Origin of the sequence: Lentisalinibacter salinarum (genome assembly GCF_040706555.1) — a bacterium.
In the GTDB taxonomy this organism is placed as follows: domain Bacteria; phylum Pseudomonadota; class Gammaproteobacteria; order Steroidobacterales; family Woeseiaceae; genus Lentisalinibacter; species Lentisalinibacter salinarum.
Window position 1 is genome coordinate 1 of record NZ_JAPDRH010000002.1, and the last position, 25,718, is coordinate 25,718.

The window sequence follows — 25,718 nt, forward strand, 5'->3', positions numbered from 1 at the left end:
GACTCGCCTTTGCGCCAACGCTCCCACATTAACGCCTTGTCGGCTTCGGTATAGTAGATCCTGCTCGGATACTTCATCGGTGACACCTCCTGCTCTATCCTCAGAGCTTAGGCGTTGCATCGATCAATTGAATCCGCAGCCAAAACCAGACATCTGCACGAAAAAGAAACCCCGGCGCGTAGCCGGGGTTTCGAGACGTCCAGTTTCCGACCCTAATTCTCGCTAAGTCGCTCCCTACCGCTGTGACCGATTAGCGACTACGGCAAGCTAGAGAGCCGAAAGCCTAGATGCCCACTTGAGTCTACTAGTGACTGCGCCGCCGGGAGCTCGATCTTGCCTTCGAAGAACCGGCTGATCACCTCATTCTGGAATTGAAATGCAAGTAATGCAGCTTCCCCGTAGTTGGGATTGTCGCCTTCAATGATTTCGGCTGCGCGACTGATTAGTTTCTTGAGATCATCTTTCTCTTTGCCTGATAGCAGTGTAGGAAGCTTATCCAGAGCGTCCTTGAGAAGGGTGAATGGCTTGTAAAGCAGATTGACGTTGACAGGCGCTGCTGCGGCAAGAGCACTCCCGTCCCCGAATCCCACAAAAACAGCAGGGATACCAACAGCCGGCGGGACAAAGTCAGGCCCCATTGGTATCCGCCAGTCACCGGCACCGAATGCTGGATCGCCCGGAACATTCACTACAATAGCGCCGATAGCACCCGCAGCCTCCGCACGGGCAACCTTAGTCGTGAAACGACAAGCGCCGCGATCGATCAGCGCAACTTTACCGGCAGGATCTGCCAGATACGCATCAGGTGGCCCGAAGAAGATTCCATCGGCCTCACAACCGCGACCAACATAAACCGCCTTGCCTTTCAATTGTCCGGTCTCGTTGGGCCATCCAGCCAAAGCGGGGCTGAATAACGAGTCTGCTGCAAGAAACTCGCCGATATCGGATGACACCTTCACATTTGCCGCGCCATCGTCAAAGTCGGACGCCATGGCCACAGGGGCCATCCCCCAAGCAAGTACCAACGCAGGTACGAAAGACGAAATCGCTCTTAACATTGCCGCTCTCCTCATTTTGTAATTGTTTTCGGCGAGATCAGTATAGACCGACCGGTCGGTCTGTCCAGAGCAAATTCTATCGCGGACTTATGTCAAGTAGATGCAGGCGAACCATTGGACCAAAGATAGCGTCGGACCGGGCATGATTTGACCTGCTCCGCGAGCATGTCGCCGGATGAGAGAGCGACATAGACTGCAGCTACAATGTAAGCGCGCTCGATTCACGCTCGCGAGTGTCGCCTTTGGGTCGATACCGGACATTATCCGACTGCGAGCCGCGGCTGCGGACTGGCTTTCGCTGCTTATCTACCCCGCGTAGAGCGCTGCCAATATGAGTCTGTCCATGCGGCCAGGGTAGGGGAATCCCCCGAATGCAGCCGCCGCTATTTCTTGGCAATCTGCCCGTATTCTCGGATGCGCTCTGCGGGGGGCTCACGCTAATGGAAGAAATAGTAGAAAGCGTTCTGATGTTTGTCGTTTCAGAGCGCGGTTTGGAACTTATTCAAGTCCTTATACTCGCGCTTATAGCATACCGAGTTCGTTTCCTTTTCACTTGGCTATATAGCGCTCTACAAGGTCTCCAACAGAATAGTCGCGAAGAGATAAGTAGCATTAGAGAAAGCTTGAATAACATCGAAGCGCGACTGAGCGACATTGGCTACGAGCTTAAAAGCCCCAAAAAATCAGGATAGGGTAAGCGACTTCCCGAGATTATCTATCATTGTTTACCGGCAATATCAGTATAAGTTGGCGACGTTTTGGGAATGCACATGCAAGTCTGAAAATATTGAAGATCATCCGCCGAAAGAAGAATTGTTCGTAGATGCTATGGGTTTATCGTGAGGCGCATTCATGTCTATTTATGATGCTCTAGAGAGGAAGGCAGTCGAGATGGGCAAGACACCCGCCGAATTCTCAGCAGCGGCGCAGCGCCATGCGAACATGACGTGGGTCTGGGCGCTAGTAGGGGGAGTGGTCTGGTACTTCGCTGATTGGCAATGGGCGTTAATCCCGGCCGCACTCGGTTTGTTGAGTGCCTTTCAAAGCGTCAGCTCAACGGTCGTTGCGACACGATTAGCCGAACGTCAATCAAGATCTAGCGACAATTGATCGGGAGCGTGATTATGCCTACGTGGCGCGAAGAGTTTGAGAGACTATCTTTAATCGAGCGGCAGACAATCGAAGAATGGAAGGTCAACCCCAACTCGACTAACGCGGTAATAAATGCAAAAGAAGCCACAAATGCTTTGCTCAGAGACTACGAGGCTGCTGGTCGACCACCTCACGATGAGATGATGCCTGGCTAGTTGCTATCCTGACTAGCCTTCAAGAATCATAACGGACTCCTTTCTTTGCAGTAGCAGAAGAAACTCATGATCAGAGAGCGGTATGAGGACTCTGCGCGAAACACTAAATGGGCTCAATGGCTGGCGGCGTCTTTGGGTGGTTCTGTCCGCCGTGTGGATTTTGGTTTTCCCCGTTTTGGCCGAACCGCTTGGCGTTGATAACACGGAAGCGTGGGTGCCCTTTACGGTCTGGTTTGGGGTGCCGCTCGCGGTTTATTGGCTGGGCGCAGCGGGCGCTTGGGTAATAAGAGGGTTTCAAGGGTAAGGCGAGGCCGTGGAAGGCCGAACTGAAAAAACATGACCAACTTTCTGCTCTGTGTCTTGATTAGCCTCGTTGCTAGTTTGCTTGCGCATACGATGTGGCGAGACTTTAGCGACGAGTGGCATAAACCGTTTCATGTCTATCTTGCTGTTCTTCTATTTGCATTTGGTGGTGGTGGGATACTCTTTCTGCTCACTTGGAGTGGCAACGCTATCTTTTCGTCCATTCTGTAATAAGATCAATAGTCGGTTAGTGCTTCGTGAACATCCCGCCACCATAGATCCATTCCGCAATACCTCACTCTCGCGCACGCCCAGCCGCTCGGCTATATCGCGCCGCTTTAATCCGTGCGCCCTGAGTGACGCGATCATCTGTTTTGGGTCCATAAGCCACCTCAAAGTGGGCCGGTGCCGCCCCAAACCGTTTTGCTGTCGAACCTCGACGGCGGGTCCTTGCCAGATTTGAGACAGGCGGGTATCGCTCAGCCCGGCCTTTCCGATTATTGCCCTGAGGAAACAGGTTCTAATTAGCTGGGCCGTCCTATCCCGTAAATACGGTTGAGGATCTGAGCTAGGACAGGCCCCGAGAAGCCCTTGGCAACGTCACCTAGCCTTCGGCCTTCAATTCCTGAAGATTGGCCCTCTACCCGCCCCTCCCAGGCTCCTACATGCTGATTCGGGAAAAATCTGGCCGGTCCGCCGAAATATGGCGATAGCAACTCGGAGCAGATCGAGAAAAGCTGGCCGTATCGAACTCGCGGCCATCATTGAGAACTGGCACCCGCCAGACGAGGATTATCTGGATCTGCTAGAAGACGCGTTTCTGAGCTACCAGATCGACTCGATCAGCTATGCGTTGGCTTGCCTCTGGATAGATGACCACGCGGCAGCTTCAACATAATAGGTCGTGGGGTCGGCTTTCCGCCCGGACTGAGAAGGACAGGCAAGAGGTAGGAGACTCCTGTATTCCTCCTGTTAATTCAGGATCTCATCGCCGCATCAGGTACTTAGGTCGCCCAGGGGTCGGGTTAATTCGACCGTTACTGTCTGAAAAGTAGACAGAAATAGAAGCAAGCTCATTGGTCGGCTTGAGACTAGCCGAGGGTCCGCGACCGGCCAGAAGCGGACGTTCGACTGACGTCGATTATTTCTCCATAAGTTCCAATACGGTGTCGATTCTCTTGATTAATACTCGGTGTGACTCTATTAGATTTCCAAACTCGAGAATGCGAGAAATCAGCAAGTTTGCGTACACACGGTTCCTAGTGAATGCGGCCGTATTCATTTCGAACGATACTGGGGATTCAGGCAGATCCACGTATGCCTCCCAATCGAATTCAGTAAAACTGCCCTCCGCGATGTGATAAGGCAGAATATGCAGATTGAAGAAATCGCGCACATCCTCCAGCTCACTGGCATCATCGTCGAGCGCCCTCACGTAGTCGGCGAGCGCCCTTCTTAGTTCTGGAGCCTCTATGACTCGGAATCCTCCCGAGGACACAAGATCATCTATAGCGGCACGAGCTACTGGTGTTGTTCGATCCGGCCCTGTTAGCCACACCATTTCTCGAATCTGGTCGTAAGTTGGCGATGCATCGGGTGCGACTACATCGTTAAGGAAGCCTTCACTTTGCACTACCCAACTCCTTATCACTTCAAGCTCTTCGACCAGAGCCTCTCGATTAGAAACCAGCTCGGTCTCGATAGCCGCAAGATAGGCGCGTGCTTCCTCCCGCTCACCGCGGACGTCCCACCATGCATCAATTGCGAACGCGAGCAAGATACCCAGTAGAACGGCAAGTCCATCCAACAGAGCCGATCGCCAATCGAGTCGTGTTAGGTTGCTCACATTCTCTTTCGCTATTCTGAAAAGTGAATGTCTTCTTCGGTCGAGGAGCAGTCAATTTACCGGAAAGTACAGGCAACTGTCCGCGTCGGGTTCGTTTCGGTCAGTCTAGCGCAATACGCAGGCAACGGTCTGGTTCGGATCGATAGCGGGAATCATACCTCAGAACGCCGCGCGGGCCGGTTTGCCCCCCCCGACAGGAATTGGCATAACAGGGCTCGACAAATCGGTTTTTGCCGCATCATCCGACTCCTTTTCCGTCATTTCATCATGGGGAATTGTGAAACATGCCCAGATCGCGTCGAGCCTCATGCCTAGCATGGGTAAAAACATATTGGATCGAGTTGGAGTCCATCGATGATTACTGCATTTGTTGCTTGCCTAATAATGTCTGGACCTAATGTCAGCAACCTGACAGCGCAATGGTGTATGGAAGGTACTCCCCACAAATCACGGGCCGACTGTAGAAATTCCGCACTCGCACAAGAAGTAAGGCGAAGGAAAGACCCGGACATGGACCAAGTTGAAGGGTATTTCTGCCGTAAGACTCAGCTTTTCTCTCGACCGGATAATGCGTATTGGAGTGAAGACGATGCGCAGTACGAGGCTAGACATATCATGCTGGCATGTGCGCTAAACAATGCTAACTCTCTAGAATGCACACCATTAAAGACGAATGGAAAATACGTGACCGACAAGGCTGAGTGCTATGACCTAGCAGAAGCTTTCTATCAATCGGCACCTTTCACCTCAAAGTCCAGGAAGAAAGTCAAGGCGTGGCTATGTCAGGAGGGCAAACTTTACTCTGAGTCTAATGAAGAGGTTTATAGGCGCAAATACTCGGAATAACTTTGCAGTCCCGCCAAAGGAGCTTCTCTCGCCGAAGAGGAATCGAAATCTGACTGCGTTAGCCGGACTGTCGGACACAACGGGCAACCGTCCGGTCCGTATCGGGAGCGAACCCTTTTTGTTTCTTTGGCCTGTACCAGACTGCCACATTGCAGGGAGCCCAAGGAATAGCTTTGCCCCTGACTTTTCCAGCAGAGGCTGATTCTTGAAGGGAATTTCTTGCGGTCTAGAGGAGCTTCGGGATCCGGCTCGGTCTCCGCCTTGGATTTGTAGCGTCCAATAGCCCCCATCCCCTACGTCACCGGATCTCACCGAACCCAGTCACCTTTTTGGGTACGAACCTGTACGAACTTTGGCACCCTTCTTCGTGGAAGCGGATTTCAACGAATCTCATCACCCTTTTAGTGGCGAACCTCGGCAATCGTCCCACGTTTTGCCGTCGGACTTCGACGGCGGGTCCTTTCCAGCATCCAGCGCGCGGGTATCGCTCAGCCCGGCGGTTCTCAATATCGCCGTTTGAAAACGGGTTCTAATTAGCTGGACCGAAATGTCCCGTAAATTCGGTTGGAAGTCTGGCCTAGGACAGAGCCGGAGTGGCCCTCGGCAACGTCACCTAGTCTTCGGGCCTCAATTCCTCAAGATCAGCCCTCTACCAGCGCCTCCCCGGCTCCTACATGCGGATGCGGAGCATATTTGAACGATCTACTGAGATATGGCGACAGTGAAACGGAACAGATCGAGACAATCTGGCCGTATGGAACTCGCGGCCATCATTAAGAACTGGCAACCTTCAGACGAGGATTACCTGGATCTGCTAGAGGACGCGTTCCTAAGCTACCAGATTGACTCACTCACCTATCAGCTAACGTGCATGTGGTCGAAGCAGCAGGACGCTAATTCAGGCCTATATTGGCATTAACTCATGCCGAGCAACTGGCCTTGCAGGTCCCGCAGCAAGACTTCCCGATCAAGCAGCAAGGCCTTAACCGCGCTATATGCATCATTCATGTCGCTAAATTCGTTAGTCCTCATTACAGAAGCGCGCATATCAGCGAGGCGCGAAGCGTATCTTTCCACAAGGTTCCCTTCGTCAGGCGGTAACATGGTCCGAAGGCGCGCCAGTTCGGTCTGTTGTTTCGCTATATTCTGAACGAGTTTATTCCTCAGCTCTAAATCGACTGCCCGGTCTTCTATGACATTACGCGCAAACAAATAGAAAGTGAGGTTGAATTCGTTACCCAGATGGTCGAGCCTCTCAAACCGCGCATTAAGCGCCGCATGCTCGTTTTCGATTTCAAACCTTACCTGCTCTCTGTGTGCTTCCCACCATTCCGCACCAAGCCAACCGCCGACATTGAGAAAGGCACTGAAAAGAAGCACCGTCAGACCGTGCTTATTGATCCATCCTGTAACACGAGAAAGCCAAGATTCCTCGCGTTCCTGTGCTTTGTGGTCGTTCATATCTACGGCCTCGCTAATCGGCATCCGCGCTCGCCGCTACGTCGACACTCGCGGCGACGTTGAGTCCAGCGCGCTCGCGGCACACTTGGGATTTCTCGCACAGCATGCGCCAAGTCGACTGGCCGAAATGTTCCATCATTCTGTTCACGTAATCGACGACTTCTTGCTCGTATTCCACTTCTGTATCGCCATCTATTCTAGAGATTTTGACAGAATTCGGAGGAGATAATTCGCCCGACGCGATCGCATCACCAACATCCGCTGTGGTTATCGCCAAGACGGCCAGGACGAAACCAGACAACAACTCGCGACGTGCACGAACCAAGAATCGGCCTGGAGAGTGAATTTCAACATCCGTGTCGGCCAATACGGATCGATCGAAAAATCCATCGATTGCCTCTCGCATTGGAAGAAGCGCGAATTTCTCGCCATTCCCCGCTTCCAATGCAAGAAAGGCAGAAATAACGTAGTTAGTTAGCTCAGCGATTTCTCCGATATCGTCGAGGAGAATATGGTCTTTTCGAACACCAAGGTAGAAAGACGTGTCATCATCGGCGATCACATAGCTCTTGAACGCGATATCGTATACGGCGCGCTTCGCCTCCTCTGGAAGCTGGATAAGAGCTTGCCGATTCTGCATTAACGGAATGACGAATGGTGGTAAATCGATCTTCCGCTGATCGTGATCGATCCAACGAACTCGCCTAGCAGGCACTCTCTCGTTCCCAAACTCAGGGACTTGGATTTGCCGGACATCCGAATCCGGTGAATTCGTTAATTCGGCTATACGAATCTCAGTAAAGTAACCACGGTCGGGAACTACGACCAGATCACCTCGCTGCGCCCTTCCATACAGTGCGCGGGCTTCCGATACAGCCCTAATAGGGCGTCCGCTTTTTCGGTAGTGATCTGCCAGATCGGATGAAGGTTCAGACCTACTGCTCCGGCCCCCTCGATACCACTGTGCGCGTGCGCGAGCCATCCGCACTTGCGCTTCGATGGCCCTATACCTTTCCTCGTTCTCCCAAGCGTCGATGGGAGGCCTTTCGAAGCCGGGCAAACCGAGAAAAACAGCGTTCTGAGCGACGAATAAGTCTAGAAACCGATATCCCACCCCGGGGTGCAAGACGAACACTCGATGTTCAGACGGTATTACTCTTTCAGTGATTCGAACATTGACACGTGTCATTCCGTTGACCCCCTCCCCGCTCCCTTAATACCAGACCGGCGTCCCCTCGACGGGAACAAGGCTAATGGACATACGGCGTGATGCAAAGCGCTTGCTAGGCACTACCGTTATTAGGGCACCCCAAAATTCCGTGAGTCCTACGAGCCTTACAGTTCGCCAATGATGGATAGATTGGGGGATAAGAAAGATAAAAAAGAAAGAAAGTCCATATTTTTCAATGGACTTTCTCGAATTGATGGCGGAGGGGGTGGGATTCGAACCCACGGTACGCTTACGCGCACACCTGATTTCGAGTCAGGCCCGTTCGACCACTCCGGCACCCCTCCGTACTTGAAAAGCAGGTAAGCGGCCTAATTATATCAACAGGTTAGGTGCCGCGCCGCCCCGTTGCACGCTTTCGGGGCGGGCCGCGCCCGGTTGCCGCTTTGCCGGGAATGGGCAGCGGATCATGGTCACGTGTGAGACGGCTGTCAAGCCGCCGACCCGTGTCGCGCCTATAATGGAGATAGGGCCGGGGACACGGCGATGCGTCCGCCGCCGCCAAGAGCAAGCAGAAGATGGCGGTCGGACGGTAAAGGAGATTGATGATCATCAGAATCCTCATCTATCTGGCGATCGCGGCACTCCTCGGCACCTGCCGGGAACTCCCGCCCCAGCTCGAGCAGGTGAAGACCCTCGGTGAGTTGCGCGTTGTCACCCGCAACAGCCCTACCGCGTACTACATCGGCGTGAACGGCCCCGTCGGCCCGGAGTACGACCTGGTGAAAGGCTTTGCCGACAGCCTCGGCGTGGAGCTGAAGATCACCGCGGTGGAGAGCTTCGACCAGATCATCCCCACCATCACGGCCGGCGAGGGGCACATGGCAGCCGCCGGGCTGTCGGTGACCGAGTCCCGCAAGGAGCGCGTGCAGTTCAGCATCCCGTATCACGAGGTGACGCAGCACCTGATTTACCGGCTCGGCACCGGCAAACCCCGCAGCGTCGAAGAGCTGACCGACGGCCGTATCGCGGTGATGGCGGGCAGCAGCCACGTGGAGACGCTGGAGTCGCTGCAGCAGGAAGTCCCCGCGCTCAACTGGTCCGAGGAACGCAGCGCCGAGGTGGCCGACCTGCTCATGAGCGTCGCCGCCGACGAAATCGACTACACGGTGGCCGACTCCACGGATTTCAACATCATCCGCAACTACCACCCCGAGCTGCGCGTTGCGCTGGACCTGGAGATGGCCGACCCCATCGCCTGGGCCTTCCCGGCGGACGCCGACGACAGCCTGGTGGAGGCCGCCAACCGGTACCTGCGGCGGACGGAGCAGGGCGGCCGGCTCGCCCGCATCCTGGAGCGCTACTACGGCCACACGGACAAGTTCGACTACGTCGGCACCCGCGCCTTCATGCGCCACTACGAGCGGCGTCTGCCCCGCTACCGGGATATGTTCGAAGAGGCGGCCGACGAGAACACCATCGACTGGCGTCTGCTGGCCGCCATGGGCTACCAGGAGTCCCACTGGCGGCCCGGCGCCGTGTCGCCCACCGGCGTGCGCGGCATCATGATGCTGACCGAGGCGACGGCGGACTATCTCGGCATCGAGGACCGGGTGGATCCGGAGTCGAGCATCTCCGGGGGCGCGCGGTTCCTCCGCCGACTCAAGCAGCGGCTGCCGGCTTCCATCAAGGAACCGGACCGCACCTGGATGTCGCTGGCCGCCTACAACGTGGGTTATGGCCATCTCATGGATGCCCGGCGCATCGTCGAGATCCAGGGCGGCAACCCTGACGCCTGGATCGACGTGAGCGAGACGCTGCCGCTGCTGGCCCAGCGCAAGTGGTATTCCCGGCTGATGTACGGCTACGCCCGGGGCTGGGAGCCGGTGCTGTATGTGGAGAACGTCCGCACCTACCTCGATATCCTGCGCTGGCTCACGGAGCGTGAGCAGCGCCAGCGGGAACGGAAGGACGGGACCGTGCTCGCTCAGGGAGACGGCGAGGAACCGCCCGCCGCCGAGACCAGCAACGAGGACGAGTCGCAGGCGGCGGCGGTCGATTAACCGCGGTCCTGCGCCCCACCGCCCGGCGGTGTCCGCCGGGCGCGGAAGAACGCCCGCAGCAGCTCACCGCACTCCTCCGCCAGCACACCGCCGGTGACTTGGAGGTCGTGGTTGGCGCCGGGGCCGCGGCACAAATCCACCACCGTGCCGGCCACGCCGCTCTTGGGATCGGCGGCACCGAAAACCAGGCGCTCGACGCGCGCATGACGCATGGCGCCCGCACACATGATGCACGGCTCCAGCGTGACGTAGAGGGTGCTGCCGGTCAGCCGATAGTTGCCCCGCCGATGCGCCGCCTCCCGCAAAGCGCCGATCTCAGCGTGGGCCGTGGGATCGCAGGAGCCGATGGGCGTGTTACGGCCCCGTCCGACGATCTCCCCATCCTGCACGATGACGGCGCCCACCGGCACCTCGCCGAGACGCTCGGCTTCCCGCGCCTCGGCGATAGCGAGGCGCATCATGGCCTCGTCGCTCCTGGCGGCGGTGTCTGTCGTCCTGTCCGTCATCTCGTCCGTCGTCCCGTCGGCACCTTGTTGATGGTAGCGCTTTTGGCTAAGTTTGCCCTCTGCGTCCCGCCTTCCATCCGCCACAGGAGACCAGCATGGGCACCCTGCGACTCGCGCCCGCTTCCACCGAGGACTACCGCCGCCTCGCCGAGCAGCGGCTCCCGCGCTTCCTGTTCGATTACATCGACGGCGGCGCCTACGACGAGGTGACACTCGCGAAGAATGTCGCCGACTTCCGGGCGCTTGGCGTGCGGCAGCGGGTGCTGCGTGACGTCTCCCGCATCGAGACCGGCATCGACCTGCTGGGGGAGAAATGGACGATGCCCCTTGCCCTCGCGCCGGTGGGTCTCGCCGGCATGATGGCTCGGCGCGGCGAGGTGCAGGCGGTGCGCGCGGCGGATGCCATCGGCGTTCCATTCTGCCATTCCACGGTGGGCATCTGCTCCGTCGAGGAAGTGGCCGAGGCGGCGCGGCGTCCGTTCTGGTTCCAGCTCTACATGATGCGCGACCGGGGCCATGTGAAGGAACTGGTACAGCGCGCCGGCGCGGCCAGTTGCAAAACGCTGGTGTTCACCGTGGACCTCGCCGTGGTGGGCGCCCGCTACCGGGACGTGCGCAACGGGCTGAGCGGCGGCACCGGACTGTGGGGCAAGCTGCGCGGCAAGTTCGGCGAAATTCTCCTGCACCCGCGCTGGGCCTGGGACGTGGGCGTGAACGGCAAACCCCACGTGTTCGGCAACCTGACCGAGTACGTGCCGAAGGCCTCCACGCCGGACGATTTCCGCGAATGGGTGGACTCCCAGTTCGACCCCGCCGTCACCTGGCAGGACATCGAGTGGCTGCGCTCCATCTGGGACGGGCGCATCGTGATCAAGGGCGTGCTGAGCCCGGAGGACGCAGTGGCGGCGGCGGAGGCCGGTGCCGACGCCGTGATCGTCTCCAACCACGGCGGCCGTCAGCTGGACGGCGTCTCCTCCACCATCAACATGCTGCCGCGGGTGGTCGACGCCGCGGGCGACAAAACCGAGGTGCTGGTGGACAGCGGCGTGCGCAACGGCCAGGACGTGGTGCGTGCGCTGGCCAGCGGTGCGAAGGCGGCGCTGATCGGCCGGCCCTGGATCTGGGCGGTGGCCGGCCGGGGCGAGGCCGGGCTGCGCGCATTGCTGAAGACCTTCCAGGCCGAGATGAAGGTGTCGATGGCGCTGACGGCGCGCACGGCCATAGCCGACCTCACGCCGGAGATCCTCGAGCCGCGCGACGAAGACTAGCGGCGACCGCGGCTCGCCCTATTCCCACTCGATGGTAGCCGGCGGCTTCCCGGATATGTCGTAGGTGACCCGGGAGATGCCGTCCACCTCGTTGATGATCCTGAGCGAGACCCGCTCCAGGAACTCGTAGGGCAGGTGTGCCCAGCGGGCAGTCATGAAATCGATGGTCTCGACGGCACGCAGCGCGATCACCCAGTCGTAGCGCCGCCCGTCGCCCATGACGCCGACGGAGCGCACGGGCAGGAATACGGCGAAGGCCTGGCTGGTCTTGTCGTAGAGGTCGTGGGCGCGCAGCTCGGAGATGAAGATCTCGTCGGCGCGCTGCAGCAGCGCGGCGTATTCCCGCTTCACCTCGCCCAGGATGCGCACCCCGAGGCCGGGACCGGGGAACGGATGGCGGTAAACCATCTCGCGGGGCAGGCCGAGTTCCACGCCGATGCGCCGCACCTCGTCCTTGAACAGCTCGCGCAGCGGCTCGACGAGCTTCAGGTTCATCTTCTCGGGCAGGCCGCCCACGTTGTGATGCGACTTGATGACGTGGGCCTTGCCGGTTTTCGCGCCGGCAGATTCGATGACGTCCGGGTAGATCGTGCCCTGGGCCAGCCAGTCGATGCCCTCCAGCTCGCGGGCCTGCTCGTCGAAGACGGCGATGAACTCGCGGCCGATGATCTTGCGCTTCTCCTCCGGGTCCGCGACGCCCTCCAGTGCCGCGAAGAAGCGCTCGGCGGCATTCACGCGGATGACGTTCACGCCGAGGTGACGGCCGAACGTGTCCATGACCTGGTCGCCCTCGTTCAGGCGCAGCAGGCCGTGGTCGACGAATACGCAGACGAGCTGGTCGCCGATGGCTTCGTGCAGGAGCGCGGCCACCACCGAGGAGTCGACGCCGCCGGAGAGCCCCAGCAGCACCCGGCCGTCGCCCACCTCAGCGCGTACGGCGGCTATGGCGTCGGCGACGATGTTGCCCGGCGTCCAGTCGCCGGGGCAGCCGCAGATGTCCCGCACGAAGCGGAAGACGATCTGCTCGCCCTGCAGGGTATGAGTCACCTCGGGGTGGAACTGCAGGCCGTAGAAGTGGCGTTCGGGGTCTTCCATGGCGGCCAGCGGCGAGTTGTCGCTGGCCGCCGCGGCGGCGAAACCGGGCGGGAGCGCCTCGACCCGGTCGCCGTGGCTCATCCAGACCTTCAGCACCGCCGTGCCGTCGGCGGTGTGCTCGTCGGCGAGTCCCGCCAGCAGTTCCGACCGGCCGGGCCGGATCTCGGCATAGCCGAACTCCCGATGCACCGAGGCCTCCACCCGGCCGCCCAGCTGGGCCGCCATGGCCTGCATGCCGTAGCAGATGCCGAGCACGGGCACGCCCAGCCGGAACAGGGCCTCGTGGGCCCGTGGCGGGTCGTCGAGGTTCACTGACTCCGGGCCGCCGGAGAGGACGACGCCGCTCGCGCCGAAGCCGCGGATCGCGGCCTCGTCCATGTCCCAGGGATGGATCTCGCAGTAGACGCCCGCCTCACGCACGCGCCGGGCGATCAGCTGGGTGTACTGGGAGCCGAAGTCGACGATCAGGATGCGATGCGCATGGATGTCCCGTGACATCGGCGGCTCACTCGGTGCGGTAGTTCGGGGCTTCCTTCGTGATCGCGACGTCGTGGACGTGGCTCTCGCGCATGCCCGCGCCGGTGATGCGTACGAACTGGGGCTTCGTGCGCATCTCGTCGATGGAGCTGCAGCCGGTATAGCCCATGGCCGCGCGGACGCCGCCCATCAGCTGATGGACGATGGCGACGATGCTGCCCTTGTAAGGCACCCGGCCCTCGATGCCTTCCGGCACCAGCTTCTCCAGCTCCTCGGTGGCGTCCTGGAAGTAGCGGTCCTTCGAGCCCTTCGCCATCGCCGCGATGGAGCCCATGCCCCGGTAGGACTTGTAGGAGCGGCCCTGATAGAGCTCGACCTCGCCCGGCGACTCCTCGGTGCCGGCGAACAGCCCGCCGATCATCACGCAGTAGCCGCCGGCCACCAGCGCCTTGGCGATGTCGCCGGAGTAGCGGATGCCGCCGTCGGCGATGAGCGGTACCCCGCTCGGCGCGAGCGCATCCGCCACCTCGGCCACGGCGGAGATCTGGGGCACGCCGACGCCTGCCACCACCCTGGTGGTGCAGATGGATCCCGGGCCGATGCCCACCTTGACCGCATCGGCGCCCGCCTCCACCAGCGCCAGCGCGGCGTCAGCGGTGACGACGTTACCGCCGACGACCTGGGTATCGGGATAGTGCTGCTTGATCCAGGAGACGCGGTCCAGCACGCCGCGGGAGAAACCGTGCGAGGTGTCCACTACGATCACGTCGACGCCGCTCTTCACCAGCAGATCGACCCGCTCGTCCGTGTCCGCTCCGGTGCCCACGGCCGCGCCGACGCGCAGCGCGCCGCGCTGGTCCTTGCAGGCCAGCGGGAAATCGGTGGCTTTCTGGAAGTCCTTGGCGGTGATCATGCCGCGCAGACGGAAGTCGTCGTCCACCACCAGCACCTTCTCGATGCGGTGCTTGTGCAGCAGGGAGAGCACCTCCTCCTTGCCCGCACCCTCGCGCACGGTGACCAGCTTCTCCTTCGGCGTCATCACCGAGGAGACGGCGGCGTCCATCCTGGTCTCGAAGCGCAGATCGCGGTTGGTGACGATACCCACGGTCTCGTCGCCGTCCACCACGGGCACGCCGGAGATGTTCTTCGAGCGCGTGAGCTGCATGACCTCGCGGATAGTGAGGTCCGGCGAGACGGTGATGGGGTCGGAGATGACGCCGCTCTCGTATTTCTTGACCAGCACCACCTGGCGGGCCTGCTCCTCCGCCGTCATGTTCTTGTGGATGATGCCGATGCCGCCTTCCTGAGCGATGGTGATCGCGAGGCGTCCCTCGGTGACCGTGTCCATGGCCGCCGAGGTCAGCGGAATGTTTATCGGGATCTCCCGGGTCAGCCGGGTGGCCAGGCTGACCTGCCTCGGCAGCACCTCGGAATAATCCGGCTGCAGGAGGACATCGTCGAAAGTGAGCGCTTCCTTCGCTATGCGCATGGGTTCTGCCTGGCGGGTGGGGTTAAACAGTCTATTGTATGCTTCGCCGGTCGGCCGGTAAACCGGAGGCCCGGCCCCGCTCATACCTGCACTCGTGGCCTATACTGTCGCGCCATGGAATCCGTGGATACCCCCCTGCCCGGCGGCGGCCGGGAACGCCCGCTCACCGTCTCCGAACTCAACCGGGACGTGCGAACGCTGCTGGAGACCGAGCTGCCTCGCCTGTGGGTGGAGGGCGAGATCTCGAATCTCGCCAGGCCGGCCTCCGGCCACGTCTATTTCAGCCTGAAGGACGACGGCGCGCAGATCCGCTGTGCTTTCTTCCGCCAGCGCCAGCGCGGGCTGGCTTTCCGTCCGGAGAACGGCCGGCAGGTGCTGGTGCGCGGCCGGGTGAGCCTGTACGAGCCCCGCGGCGACTATCAGATGATCGTCGAGCAGATGGAAGAAGCCGGCGAGGGGGAGCTTCGACGCCGCTTCGACGCTCTGAAGAAGAAGCTCGCCGCGGAGGGGCTGTTCGACGAGGCGCTGAAACGGCCCATCCCGCACCTGCCGCGGCGGATCGGCATCGTCACCTCGCCCACCGGCGCGGCGGTCCGCGACATCCTGCACGTACTCGCGCGGCGCTTCCCGGCGGTACCGGTCATCGTCTACCCCACCGCCGTGCAGGGCGACGCTGCGCCGGCGGAGATCGTGGCCGCACTGGAGACGGCAGGCCGGCGCGCCGAGTGCGATGTGCTCATCCTCGCGCGGGGCGGCGGCTCCCTGGAGGACCTGTGGTCGTTCAACGAGGAGACGGTGGCCCGCGCGGTTCGCGCCAGCCCGGTACCGGTGGTTGCCGGTGTGGGCCACGAGATCGACTTCACCATCGCAGACTTCGCCGCAGACCTGAGGGCGCCCACGCCGTCCGGCGCGGCGGAACTGGTGGTGCCGGACTGGCGGGAATGGTCGGCTCGGCTGGATCAGGCCGCCCGCCGGCTCGGCACGGGTCTGGACCGGCGGCTGCAGGATCGGGGTCAGACCCTGGACCGCCTGGCGCGGCGCCTGACGCTGGCGAGTCCGGCCCGCCGGCTGCGCCAGCGGCAGGAACGCCTGGACTCGCTGTCGCGTCGCATGGCGTCCGCCCGCAGCGCGCTCCTGACCGCGGCCGGGCACCGTCTCGAGCGCCTGGGGGCGCGCCTGCTGGCCGCCTCACCGGCGGGCCGGCTGAAGGAACTGCACGGCCGCTGGACGCTGGCGGACCGAACGCTGCGTCGGGCCATGCCCGAGCGCCTGCAGAGCCTCCGGACCCGTCTCGCCGGCGACGCCCGGGCCCTGAACACCGTCAGCCCGCTCGCCACCCTGGAACGCGGCTACGCCATCGTCACGGCGGAACCGGACGGTACTGTCCTGCGAGACGCCGCCGGAGTCGAGCCCGGCAGGCGGATCCGTGCCCGCCTCGCCCGCGGCACACTGATCGCCGCCGTGCAATCCGCCGAGACGCCGGAGGACGAGAAATGAGACTGCAAGGGATTCCGGGCGCCATCGCTATTGCTATCGCTATCGCCATCGCCATCGCCAACCCGGGCCGGCTGGCCATCGTTATCGTGACCGCCCTCGTCACCTGGCCGGCCGCCGCCTCGACACCGCAGGCCGCGCAGGCGGACGGCATGCACCTGCCCCACGCGCCACGGCCGGGCGGCGTCGCTGCCGTGACCCTGCCGGACACCGCGGCACCTCCCGCCCGGGTCTTCCTCGGCGAACGCCGGGTCATGCTGCGTCGGCAGGACGGGCGTTGGGTGGCGGTCGCCGGCATCCCGCTGGACCGGGAGCCGGGCACGGCGACCCTGTCGGTCGAGACCAGCGACGGTGATCGCAGGGAGGTATCCTTCGAGATCGGCGCGGCGGACTACGCCACCCAGCACCTGACGGTCCCCAACCGTCGCCACGTGACGCCCGACCCGGCGGATCTCGAGCGCATCGGCCGCGAACGCGGGATCATCGACGCGGCCCTCGGGCGCTTCAGCGAATCGCGCGTGCCGGAACTCGGCTTCGAGGCCCCTGTGCCGGGCCGCCGCAGCTCCAGCTTCGGCCTGCGCCGCTTCTTCAACGACCAGCCCCGCTCGCCGCACAAGGGTATGGACATTGCGGCGCCCAAGGGGACACCGATCGAGAATCCGCTGCCCGGCCGGGTGGTCGCCACGGGCGACTATTTCTTCAACGGCAACACGGTCATCGTCGATCACGGCCAGGGACTCGTCACCCTCTACTGCCACCTCGAGCGCATCGACGTCGCGGAAGGCGAAGACCTGGACGCCGGCGAGCGACTCGGCACCGTCGGCGCGACCGGCCGCGTGACCGGCCCCCACCTCCACTGGGGCGTGTACCTGAACGCCACCGCGGTAGACCCGGCCCTCTTCCTGAGGTAGGAGGGCCTTCAGGCCCGATTCTTCTTACCCTATCCCCTTCTATTGTAGCCGCCCTGCGGGGTCGTCCGGGCCGACTGGAGCCATGACGGCGGGAAGGAGGCCCGGCCGAAGCGAGGGAGGACAGGACGTCCGACTGAGCGTCCCCGCGACCCTTACCCACCCGATGGCGGGCCTGGCTCAAAAGAAAGCAAGATCGGGCCTGAAGGCCCTCCTACAGGGGTTAGCTGCAGGTCTCGAAGAAGCGGCAGATCACCGGCCGGAAGGAATCCATGTCCACCAGGAAAGAGTCGTGGCCCTGCAGGGAGTGCAGGCGCACGAACTCCACGTCGCGGCCCGGCTTGCGCAGGCCGTCGGCCAGTTCTTCCTGCTGGCGTATGGGGAACAGGAAATCGGTCTCTACGCCGATCACCATCGCCCGCTCGATGTCGATGCGAGAGAACGCGGTCCGGCGGGAGCCGCCGTGGTCGCCCAGATCGAACAGGTCGCTCGCCCGGGAGAGGTAGAGATAGCAGTTGGCGTCGAACTGGCCGGTGAACTTGCGGGCGTGGTTCTCCAGATACGACTCCACGGAGAAGTCGATGCAGAAGGGATCACCGGACAGATGCTCCTCCGACACCCGTTCGCGGCCGAAGCGCTGCTCCCATTCCTTCGCGGAGCGGTAGGTGATCATGCCGAGCTTGCGGGCGAGCTGCATGCCGGTGATCGGCCCCTTGCCCAGTTCGTAGTTACCCTCGTTCCAGGCCGGGTCCTTGCGGATCATTTCCCGCTGTAGCGAGCGCAGGGCGATGGAGAACGGCAGCGCCCGGTCGCAGGAAGAGATGGAAACGAGATGGCGCGCCGCGCCCGGGTACTGCAGGCAATAGGCGAGCGCCGTCATGCCGCCCATGCTGCAGCCGATCACCGTGTGCAGCCGCTCGATGCCGAGGTGTTCGACCACCGCATGGCCGCCGCGGGCGACATCTTCCAGGCTCAGCACGGGGAAGTTCAGCCGGTAGGGCTCGCCGGTGAGAGGATCGACGGAGGCCGCGCCGGTGGAGCCGTAGCAGCTGCCCAGCGAGTTCACGCAGACGACGAAGTAGCGCTCGGTGTCCACCGGCCGGTCCGGCCCGACCATCTCCTCCCACCACCCCGGCGCCGGGTCCTCCCGGGATGAAGTTGCGTGGGCGGAGGGCGACAGGCCCGTGAAGATCAGCACGGCATTGTCGCGGGCGGCATTCAGCCTGCCCCAGATCTCGTAGGCGATCTGCGGGTCCGCCAGCACGCCGCCGCGGCGCATGGGGAACTCGCCCTCGATGCGGTGGATCTTCCTGGCGCTCGGCCTCGATTCCTGTTTCGGTGCGTCCATCAGGGCTACATTGTGCGGCGTGACGGCAACGCTTGCTACCGCCCTCCGCCGCCGCGTCGTCAGCGCAGGAACTTTTTCGCCATGCCGAAGAGGTCGTCGGTCACCGAACCGTCGCGGTCGCCGTCCAGCATGCCGGACAGGAGTCCGCCGAGTCCGCCGCCCTGCTGCTCCCGGAGCGCGCCGCCATCGGCGCCTTCCTTGCTCAGCGAGCCCATGGCCATCGCGGCGACCAGCGGCAACATCTGCTTCAGCTTGCCGACGTCGATGCCGGTCTCCTGCGCGGCATCCGCCGCCACCCGCCGGCTGACGTCCTTGCTGCCAAGCAGATGGCCGAGGATGCCTTCCCCGTCGCGCATGGTCTCTTCGCTGGCGAGCCGGGCGGGATCCTCGATATAGCGACGGTGGGAGCCGTTCTTCAGGGCCGCCAGCAGGGCTTCCGCCCCGCCCGGCGCCGCCGCGTTCTTCTTCAGTCCTTCGGTCAGCGCGGGCAGCAGTTTCGCCACCGCCGCGCCGGCTTCGGCGTCGTCCAGCCCGAACTGCGCGGCCAGCTGTTTCACGGCGCCGCCGTTACGGGCTGCGAGGATGTCTTGCAGTATCTTCATGACGGAGTCCTTGTTATGGCTGGTGTCGTCCTTTCGCTCAGATCAGCGCTTGACGTGCTTGATCAGGCGCTTGCGGTGCCGCTGCTGTCGCGGCGTGAGTTTGTTGCGACGGCCTTTATAAGGGTTGTCGCCGGTGCGCAGACTGAGTCGTATGGGGGTACCGTCCAGGCCGAAGGTCTGGCGGAAGTGGTTGATCAGATAGCGCTTGTAGCTGCCCGGCAGTCGGTCGGTCTGATTGCCGTGGATGACGATCACGGGCGGATTGCGCCCGCCCTGGTGGGCGAAACGCAGCCGGATGCGCCGACCCCTGACCAGCGGCGGCGGATGGGCCTCCACCGCCGATTGCAGCGCGCGGGTGAGGTCCGGCGTCGGCAGGTCACGCCAGGCCGCCGCGTAAACCGCGTCGACGCTCCCCATGAGGTCGCCCACGCCGGTGCCGTGCAGCGCAGAGATGAAGTAGCGCGGCGCGAAATCCATGAAGGGCAGCCGCCGGTCGAGTTCGTCGCGGATCTGGCGACGCCGGTCTCCGGCGAGCCCGTCCCACTTGTTGATGGCGACGATAATGGCGCGCCCGCGCTCCACCGCCAGCCCCATCAGGGAGACGTCCTGCTCGGTGATGCCCTCGCGGGCGTCGACCACGGCGATGACCACGGCCGCCTCTTCCATGGCCTGCAGCGCCTTGACGATGCTGAATTTCTCGATGGACTCGTGCACCCGGGCACGGCGTCGGACGCCCGCGGTGTCGATGAGCGTGTAGTCCCTGCCGTCTCGGCTGAAGGGCACCCGCACGCTGTCCCGGGTGGTACCCGGCTGGTCGAAGGTAACCAGGCGCTCCTCGCCCAGCAGCCGGTTGATGAGCGTGGACTTGCCCACGTTGGGCCGACCGATCACCGCGACTGCGACGCTGTCGGCCGGCGCCTCGGCCGGCTCGGGCTCGAAGCCCGCGAGGATGGCATCCATCATGGCCGACACCCGGTCGCCGTGGGCCGCCGATATCACGACGGGATCGCCCAGACCCAGGGCGTGGAACTCGCTCGCCGCCATGTCGCTGGCGAGCCCCTCGCCCTTGTTCACGGCGATGGTCACCGGCACGTCCCGGCGGCGCACCAGGTCCGCCACGTGCTCATCGGCGGCGGTGAGGCCCTCGCGGGCGTCCACCAGGAAGACGACCCGGTCCGCCTCTTCCAGCGCCTTCAGGGTCTGCTGCTCCATGAGTTCGTCGATGCCCTCGCGGGCACCGGCCAGGCCGCCGGTATCTATGACGATGTAGGGGACGGGGCCGAGTTTGCCGAAGCCGTACTGGCGGTCCCGGGTGAGCCCCGGGAAGTCGGCCACCAGCGCGTCACGGGACTTGGTCAGCCGGTTGAACAGCGTGGATTTGCCGACGTTGGGGCGTCCGACGAGTGCGATAACGGGCAGCATGATGTGATACCGGCGTCCCTGGCGTCACCCGGGCCGGCGGCGGCCCCTTATTCCCCGCCGCCGTCCGGCAGCGCGAAGCCGACCAGGCGGCCACTCTCCGTCTGGGCGTAGATGCGGCCGTCCTGGACGTAGAGATCGCCGCTGATGCGGGAGTTGTCCACCCGCTCGCGGGCCTGCATCTCGCCGGAGCGCGCGTCCAGCCAGTGGAGATAGCCCTCGAAATCGCCCACCACCACCGAGCCGGCCATGGCCGCCGGCGTGGACAGCCCGCGGCGCAGCAGCGCGTCCTGGCGCCAGTACTCGGTGCCGTTGGCGCGCGACAGGGCCACCACCTCGCTCTCGTCGGTCACCAGGTAGACGCTGGTGAAGTCCACGCCGAGGCCGGAGTAGCTTGAGAGCTCGCGTGACCACAGGGCGGAGCCGGACTCGAGCGCCAGCGCCGCCACCCGGCCTTGGTAGCCGGCCACGTAGATGTCCTGGCCGATGGCCGCGACCGCGCCGTCGATGTCCACCAGCCGGTCCAGATCGGTGCTGCCCTGGGGCGGCGTGATGGTCTGCTCCCACAGCACCTCGCCGTCCAGCAGGGAGGCCGCCAGCAGGCGGCCGTTGTCGAAACCGCAGACGACGGCGTCGGCCACCAGCACCGGCGCGGAGGTACCGCGCAGGGTCAGCGGCGGCACGCTTTGTTCCAGCTGCCAGAGCTGCCCGCCGTCGTCGCCGGCCAGCGCGAGCAACCGTCCGTCGGCAGTGCGCAGGACGACCCGGTTGCCGCCCACGGCCGGGCGTGCGAGTACCTCGCCGGCGATGCGCACGCGCCAGAGCTCGCGACCGTCGCCGGCCGCCAGGGCGATGACGTCGCCGTCGCTGCCGGCGACCACCACCCGTCCGTCGCCGACGCCGGGCCCGGCGGAGAGCTGAACCTCGAGCCGTGTCTCCCACAGCCTGTCCGAGCTCTCGCCCTCGAAGGCGTGCACCCGGCCGTCCCGGCTGGCCGCAAAGACGCGCGTGCCGTCGCCGGCCGGCGCAAGCGCCAGCCGCAGATCCTCGGCGCCATCGCCGAGACCGACGGAGAGCACCCGGCGCACGTCCAGCGTGGGCCGGAAGTCCACCAGTTCCGCGGGCGGCGCGACGGCCTCGTCGCCGCCGCCGAATATGCCGCAGCCGCCGAGCAGCAGCGCAGCGGCTATGGTCGCTACTCGCGTCGATACGCTCCCGGTCGACTGGGGTGCGGGCGCAGCCCTCACGGTGCGCCTCCCTCCGGCGTCCCGCTTCCGGCCTCGGCCACCGCGGGCGCACCCAGCTCGTCCAGCTTCATCTGCACGAGCCGCATGTCGATCAGCGGCGGGTCACCCGGCTCGGCGATCGCCGCCGTCCAGGACTCCCGCGCGTCCCCGATCCGCCCGAGGGCGAACTGCGCATCGCCCCGAAGCTCGAGGAAGCGGGGCCGGAACGCGCCCGCATCCGGGACGTCCAGCACCGCGAGCGCCTCCTGCGGCTTGTCCTGGTACAGCAGCACCCGCGCCAGGCGGTGGCGTGCGATCAGGCTGATGGGCGGCTCGCCGTCCTGCACGAGGGTGCGCAGCTCGGCCGCGGCCTGCTCGCTCTCCCCCTGGCCCATGTAGAACTTCGCCATGGCGAGATGCGCCTGCAGCGCGTAGGGCGTGGAGGCATACTGCTCGGCGAGGGTGGCCGCATGGGCCTTCGCGTCGTACTCGCTGCCGTTCTCCACCGCGGCGACGAGCTTCTCGAACACCGCAGAGGCGGATTCCGCCTCCTCGGCCTGGTGTGCCTGCCACTGATTCCAGCCGACCAGACCGCCCACACCGAGCACGATGCCGGCGATGATGAATTTGCCGTTTTCCTGCCACCAGTTACGGATCGCTTCGACGGTTTCCTTCTCCGATAGATCGTTCAATGTCTCTGACCCTTTCTCGTTGAGTGCCGGCCGCGGGGGGGCCGACATTCTAAACCTTATGACCTTGCCGCGTCCCGTCGACGGCCAGCCTCTCCGCGAGTACCGCCGCCAGCTCGCCGACAGCGATGCTCTCCTGGGCTTCGTCGGTCCGCAGCGGCTTCAGGCCCGCCTCGCCGGCGGCGATCTCGTTCTCGCCCAGGACGATCGCGTAGCGCGCCCCGCTGCGGTCGGCGCGTTTCAGCTGCGACTTGAAGCTGCCGCCGCCGGCATTGACCTCGACAGCCTGCCCCGGCAGGCCGTCGCGCAGCCGCTCGGCCAGCGCGAAGGCCGTGGCCGCGGCCGTCTCGCCCACGGCCACCACGTACACGGCCGGCGCGCCGTCGGGTTCCGCGCCGCCCTCCTCCTCGAACAGGGCCACCAGCCGCTCCATGCCGAGCGCCCAGCCGATGGCCGGCGTGGGAGCGCCGCCCAGGTGCTCGACCAGGCCGTCGTAACGACCGCCGGAGCACACCGCTCCCTGGGCGCCGAGAGCATCGGTCACCCACTCGAAGACGGTGCGCGTGTAGTAGTCCAGGCCGCGAACCAGTCGGGGGTTCACCGTGTAGTCGACGCCGGCGGCCGAGAGGATGCGCTGCAGCTCCGCGAAGTGCGCCGCGGACTCCCCGTCCAGGTGCTCGGTGATGTCCGGCGCGCCGGCCACGATGTCCTGCATGTCCGCGTTCTTGCTGTCCAGGATGCGCATCGGGTTGGTATCCAGACGGCGGATACTGTCCTCGTCCAGCCGGTCACGGTGCGCCCGGAAGTACTCGACCAGCACCTCCCGATAATGCTGCCGCGAGGCCGGCGTGCCCAGCGAGTTGATCTCCAGCCGGATCCGGCGGATGCCGAGCCGCCGCCAGAGCCGCGCGGACATCAGGATCATCTCGGCATCGATGTCAGGCCCGGGATAGCCCAGCGCTTCGACATCGATCTGGTGGAACTGCCGGTAGCGCCCTTTCTGCGGACGCTCGTAGCGGAACATGGGCCCCGCGGTCCACAGGCGGTGGCGCTGGTTGTGCAGCAGCCCGTTGCTGATGGCCGCGCGCACGACGCCCGCCGTTGCCTCCGGACGCAGGGTGAGGCTGTCGCCGTTGCGGTCCTCGAAGGTGTACATCTCCTTCTCGACGATGTCCGTGACCTCGCCGATGGAGCGGCGGAACAGCTCGGTGTATTCGAGCAGCGGCAGACGCATCTGTCGGTAGCCGTAGGACTCCAGCACGTCGCGCACCGTGTCTTCCAGATGCTGCCAGCGGCCGGTGTCCGGCGGCAGTACGTCGTTCATGCCCCGGATCGGCCGTACCTTGGCGCTCATGGGTTCCTTCCGCAGGCCGGGCCGCTCACGAGCCCGGCACCGTAATCCGTGCCGTGCGGCCCCGCCGGTCCGCCGGGTCGATGGGATAGGGTTCGCCGTCCACCTCGATGCTCGCCGCGTCCGCGTTGCCGAGGACGAGGGATACCGGGGGAACCGCGCTGAAACGCCGCACCTGGCCGCCCCGGGCGATACCGGCGTAGAGCCGCTCGCCGTCGCCGTCGGTCACCTGCAGCCAGCATTCGTCGCTGAAGCTCAGCGTCAGGGACAGCGGGGCGGACTGCGGCGACCCGCGATCCGCATCGACGGCATCGGCAGCGCGAGCCACCGGCGCCGGTGTCGGTTCGACCGTCGCAGACGCCGCGTCGGCGGCGCTGTCGTCGGCCTCTTCGTTGGTCGTCGCGATCGCCGCTTCGGCCGGCTGCGAGGGCGCAGCGCCCGCCGTCGTGGCAGCGGCGCCGGCGGGCACGTCTTTCCCGCGGGCGGGCAGCAAGGGCTCAGCCGCGCCGTCGCCGGCCACCTCCGGCACCGGCTTCAGCACGGCCCCGCTGAAAGCCCACCAGCCGAGCAGGCCCAGAAGGGCGGCCAGCAGCACGAGCAGGACCGCCTGCAGGGACGGCACGTAGCGTGGACGCGCCGGGGGAGACTTGATGACCACCGGCGGCGGCCCGGCGGCGTCGCTGAGTTCGTCGAAGCCGGCCAGCACCTCATCCTCGGAGACGCCGACCAGGCCGGCGTAGCGGCGCAGATATCCCTTGGTGAACACCGGGGCACTGAACACTTCGAAGCGATTGGACTCGAGGGCTCGCAGCTTGTCCGCGTCCAGGTGAAGTTCCCGGGCGATCTCGTCGAGGGAGATGTTGCGGGCCTGCCGGGCCGCCTTCAGCCGCGCGCCGGCCTGCGGTCCTCGGGTAGCGGGCGCCTGCGTGCGGCCGTCGACCTCCTCTTCCTCGCGCGACTCCTCCTGGCCCGTCTCGTCCTGGCCCGTCTCGTCCTCGCTCATGTCGTCACGAGTCATCGGACTCCTCGTTCAGCCGGAGGGTCTCCGCCGAAGAAGGGAATTTCTCCCGCAGGGCCGCGGCGTGCCGGGTCGCCGCCTCGCGGTCGCCGAGCGCGCGCTCGGCCTGCACGCCGATCCAAAGGATCTCCGGCGCGGCCGGATGCTGCGCGAGATAGCGCTGCACGAACGCCCGGGCGCGCAGGAAATTGCCCCGGTCGACGCTCAGCGCCGCCATCTGCAGCAGGGCCTCGCTGTAGGCCGGGTTGCGCTGCAGCGCGCGGCGGAAGAACTGCTCCGCCTGCACGTAGTCCGGCTTCTGCATGAGACAGACGCCGGCATTGGTGAGCGCCGCCTCCGGCGTGCCGTAACGGGAGTTCGACGCGGCACGGGCGAAATAGTCCATGGCCTCGTCGTAACGCTGGCGCTTGCACAGAAACACGGCGTAGGTGTTCTGCACGCTGGCGTCGTTCGGCGCGAGCCGCACCGCTCTGCGGTACTGTTCGTCGGCCAGTTCGATGTCGCCCTGGCGGTCGTAGACCAGCGCGAGCGTGGAGCGGGCCAGCGCAAGGTCCGGATCCTGGGAGACGGCCCGCTCGAGCCGCTCGCGCGCGAGTTCCAGGTTGCCCTGGCGGATGTACTCGGCGCCCAGCTCGTAGTTGATGCGCGCCGCCTCTTCGGGCGAGCCTTCGGAGCGGGGCTTGCCGGTGTCGGTCGTGACGCAGCCGGCGAGCGCCAGCGCCGCCGCGATCAGAAAAGTCTTCGGCAGGGTCTGCCGCAACGCCACTAACCTCATC

The 25,718-nt window shown here is 64.1% G+C and carries 19 protein-coding genes and 1 tRNA gene; 4 read left to right on the forward strand and 16 right to left on the reverse strand.

The annotated features are described in order from the left end of the window. Nucleotides 1-257 precede the first annotated feature (257 nt). The 5 genes from ACJMKZ_RS03170 to ACJMKZ_RS03190 all read right to left on the reverse strand — a co-directional run bounded on the left by ACJMKZ_RS03170 (nucleotide 258) and on the right by ACJMKZ_RS03190 (nucleotide 8,336). Nucleotides 258-1,058 (reverse strand): PA domain-containing protein, encoded by an 801-nt coding sequence (locus ACJMKZ_RS03170; protein ID WP_405231750.1) that lies wholly within the window; start codon nucleotides 1,056-1,058, stop codon nucleotides 258-260. A 2,751-nt stretch (nucleotides 1,059-3,809) separates the two neighbouring features. Further along, nucleotides 3,810-4,514, reverse strand: a complete 705-nt coding sequence (locus ACJMKZ_RS03175) for a hypothetical protein (protein WP_405231751.1) — start codon at nucleotides 4,512-4,514, stop codon at nucleotides 3,810-3,812. Between the two features lie 1,761 nt (nucleotides 4,515-6,275). Continuing rightward, a complete protein-coding gene (locus ACJMKZ_RS03180) occupies nucleotides 6,276-6,821 on the reverse strand; it encodes a hypothetical protein (RefSeq protein ID WP_405231752.1) in 546 nt (181 codons plus the stop codon). A gap of 13 nt (nucleotides 6,822-6,834) precedes the next feature. Next, nucleotides 6,835-7,536 carry a hypothetical protein gene (locus ACJMKZ_RS03185; RefSeq protein ID WP_405231753.1) on the reverse strand — a complete coding sequence of 234 codons (702 nt, stop codon included), beginning with the start codon at nucleotides 7,534-7,536 and terminating at the stop codon, nucleotides 6,835-6,837. 710 nt (nucleotides 7,537-8,246) lie between these two features. Continuing rightward, nucleotides 8,247-8,336, reverse strand: a tRNA-Ser gene (locus ACJMKZ_RS03190). Nucleotides 8,337-8,594: 258 nt separating this feature from the next. Here ACJMKZ_RS03190 and mltF point away from each other — a divergent pair. Beyond that, nucleotides 8,595-10,052 carry a membrane-bound lytic murein transglycosylase MltF gene (gene mltF / locus ACJMKZ_RS03195; RefSeq protein WP_405231754.1) on the forward strand — a complete coding sequence of 486 codons (1,458 nt, stop codon included), beginning with the start codon at nucleotides 8,595-8,597 and terminating at the stop codon, nucleotides 10,050-10,052. Here the strand turns inward: mltF and tadA are convergent. Continuing rightward, nucleotides 10,049-10,558, reverse strand: a complete 510-nt coding sequence (gene tadA / locus ACJMKZ_RS03200; protein ID WP_405231755.1) for a tRNA adenosine(34) deaminase TadA — start codon at nucleotides 10,556-10,558, stop codon at nucleotides 10,049-10,051. The genes mltF and tadA overlap by 4 nt on opposite strands. Before the next feature lie 95 nt (nucleotides 10,559-10,653). On the opposite strand from tadA, the gene ACJMKZ_RS03205 reads away from it, so the two are divergent. Further along, complete coding sequence (locus ACJMKZ_RS03205) at nucleotides 10,654-11,826, forward strand: L-lactate dehydrogenase (protein WP_405231756.1); 1,173 nt, start codon at nucleotides 10,654-10,656, stop codon at nucleotides 11,824-11,826. An 18-nt stretch (nucleotides 11,827-11,844) separates the two neighbouring features. On the opposite strand, the gene guaA is transcribed toward ACJMKZ_RS03205, so the two are convergent. Both guaA and guaB read right to left on the reverse strand, forming a co-directional pair. Next, nucleotides 11,845-13,419, reverse strand: a complete 1,575-nt coding sequence (gene guaA, locus ACJMKZ_RS03210; protein ID WP_405231757.1) for a glutamine-hydrolyzing GMP synthase — start codon at nucleotides 13,417-13,419, stop codon at nucleotides 11,845-11,847. Nucleotides 13,420-13,426: 7 nt separating this feature from the next. Beyond that, nucleotides 13,427-14,887, reverse strand: coding sequence for an IMP dehydrogenase (guaB, locus tag ACJMKZ_RS03215; RefSeq protein ID WP_405231758.1), 1,461 nt, complete (start codon nucleotides 14,885-14,887; stop codon nucleotides 13,427-13,429). A gap of 135 nt (nucleotides 14,888-15,022) precedes the next feature. On the opposite strand from guaB, the gene xseA reads away from it, so the two are divergent. Together xseA and ACJMKZ_RS03225 are read left to right on the forward strand one after the other, a co-directional pair. Continuing rightward, nucleotides 15,023-16,384, forward strand: a complete 1,362-nt coding sequence (gene xseA, locus ACJMKZ_RS03220; RefSeq protein ID WP_405233126.1) for an exodeoxyribonuclease VII large subunit — start codon at nucleotides 15,023-15,025, stop codon at nucleotides 16,382-16,384. After that, entirely contained in the window at nucleotides 16,381-17,292 is a 912-nt protein-coding gene (locus ACJMKZ_RS03225) for a peptidoglycan DD-metalloendopeptidase family protein (protein WP_405231759.1), read from the forward strand. The genes xseA and ACJMKZ_RS03225 overlap by 4 nt, the downstream gene beginning before the upstream one ends. Before the next feature lie 220 nt (nucleotides 17,293-17,512). Here ACJMKZ_RS03225 and metX read toward each other — a convergent pair whose 3' ends face one another. The 8 genes from metX to pilW are packed head-to-tail and all read right to left on the reverse strand — an operon-like array spanning nucleotide 17,513 to nucleotide 25,717. After that, nucleotides 17,513-18,637 carry a homoserine O-acetyltransferase MetX gene (metX, locus tag ACJMKZ_RS03230; RefSeq protein WP_405231760.1) on the reverse strand — a complete coding sequence of 375 codons (1,125 nt, stop codon included), beginning with the start codon at nucleotides 18,635-18,637 and terminating at the stop codon, nucleotides 17,513-17,515. Between the two features lie 59 nt (nucleotides 18,638-18,696). Beyond that, nucleotides 18,697-19,239 carry a DUF937 domain-containing protein gene (locus ACJMKZ_RS03235; RefSeq protein ID WP_405231761.1) on the reverse strand — a complete coding sequence of 181 codons (543 nt, stop codon included), beginning with the start codon at nucleotides 19,237-19,239 and terminating at the stop codon, nucleotides 18,697-18,699. Nucleotides 19,240-19,281: 42 nt separating this feature from the next. After that, nucleotides 19,282-20,661, reverse strand: coding sequence for a ribosome biogenesis GTPase Der (gene der / locus ACJMKZ_RS03240; protein WP_405231762.1), 1,380 nt, complete (start codon nucleotides 20,659-20,661; stop codon nucleotides 19,282-19,284). Between the two features lie 47 nt (nucleotides 20,662-20,708). Then, complete coding sequence (gene bamB, locus ACJMKZ_RS03245; RefSeq protein ID WP_405231763.1) at nucleotides 20,709-21,905, reverse strand: outer membrane protein assembly factor BamB; 1,197 nt, start codon at nucleotides 21,903-21,905, stop codon at nucleotides 20,709-20,711. Then, nucleotides 21,902-22,576: a YfgM family protein gene (locus ACJMKZ_RS03250; RefSeq protein ID WP_405231764.1), complete on the reverse strand. Its 675-nt coding sequence runs from the start codon at nucleotides 22,574-22,576 to the stop codon at nucleotides 21,902-21,904. Before ACJMKZ_RS03250 ends, bamB begins: the two co-directional genes overlap by 4 nt. A 49-nt stretch (nucleotides 22,577-22,625) precedes the next feature. After that, a complete protein-coding gene (hisS, locus tag ACJMKZ_RS03255; RefSeq protein ID WP_405231765.1) occupies nucleotides 22,626-23,927 on the reverse strand; it encodes a histidine--tRNA ligase in 1,302 nt (433 codons plus the stop codon). Between the two features lie 25 nt (nucleotides 23,928-23,952). Continuing rightward, a complete protein-coding gene (locus tag ACJMKZ_RS03260; RefSeq protein ID WP_405231766.1) occupies nucleotides 23,953-24,942 on the reverse strand; it encodes a helix-turn-helix domain-containing protein in 990 nt (329 codons plus the stop codon). After that, the gene (gene pilW / locus ACJMKZ_RS03265) at nucleotides 24,932-25,717 is read right to left on the reverse strand and encodes a type IV pilus biogenesis/stability protein PilW (RefSeq protein WP_405231767.1); all 786 of its coding nucleotides are present in this window, start codon (nucleotides 25,715-25,717) and stop codon (nucleotides 24,932-24,934) included. The genes ACJMKZ_RS03260 and pilW overlap by 11 nt, the downstream gene beginning before the upstream one ends. Nucleotide 25,718 lies beyond the last annotated feature (1 nt).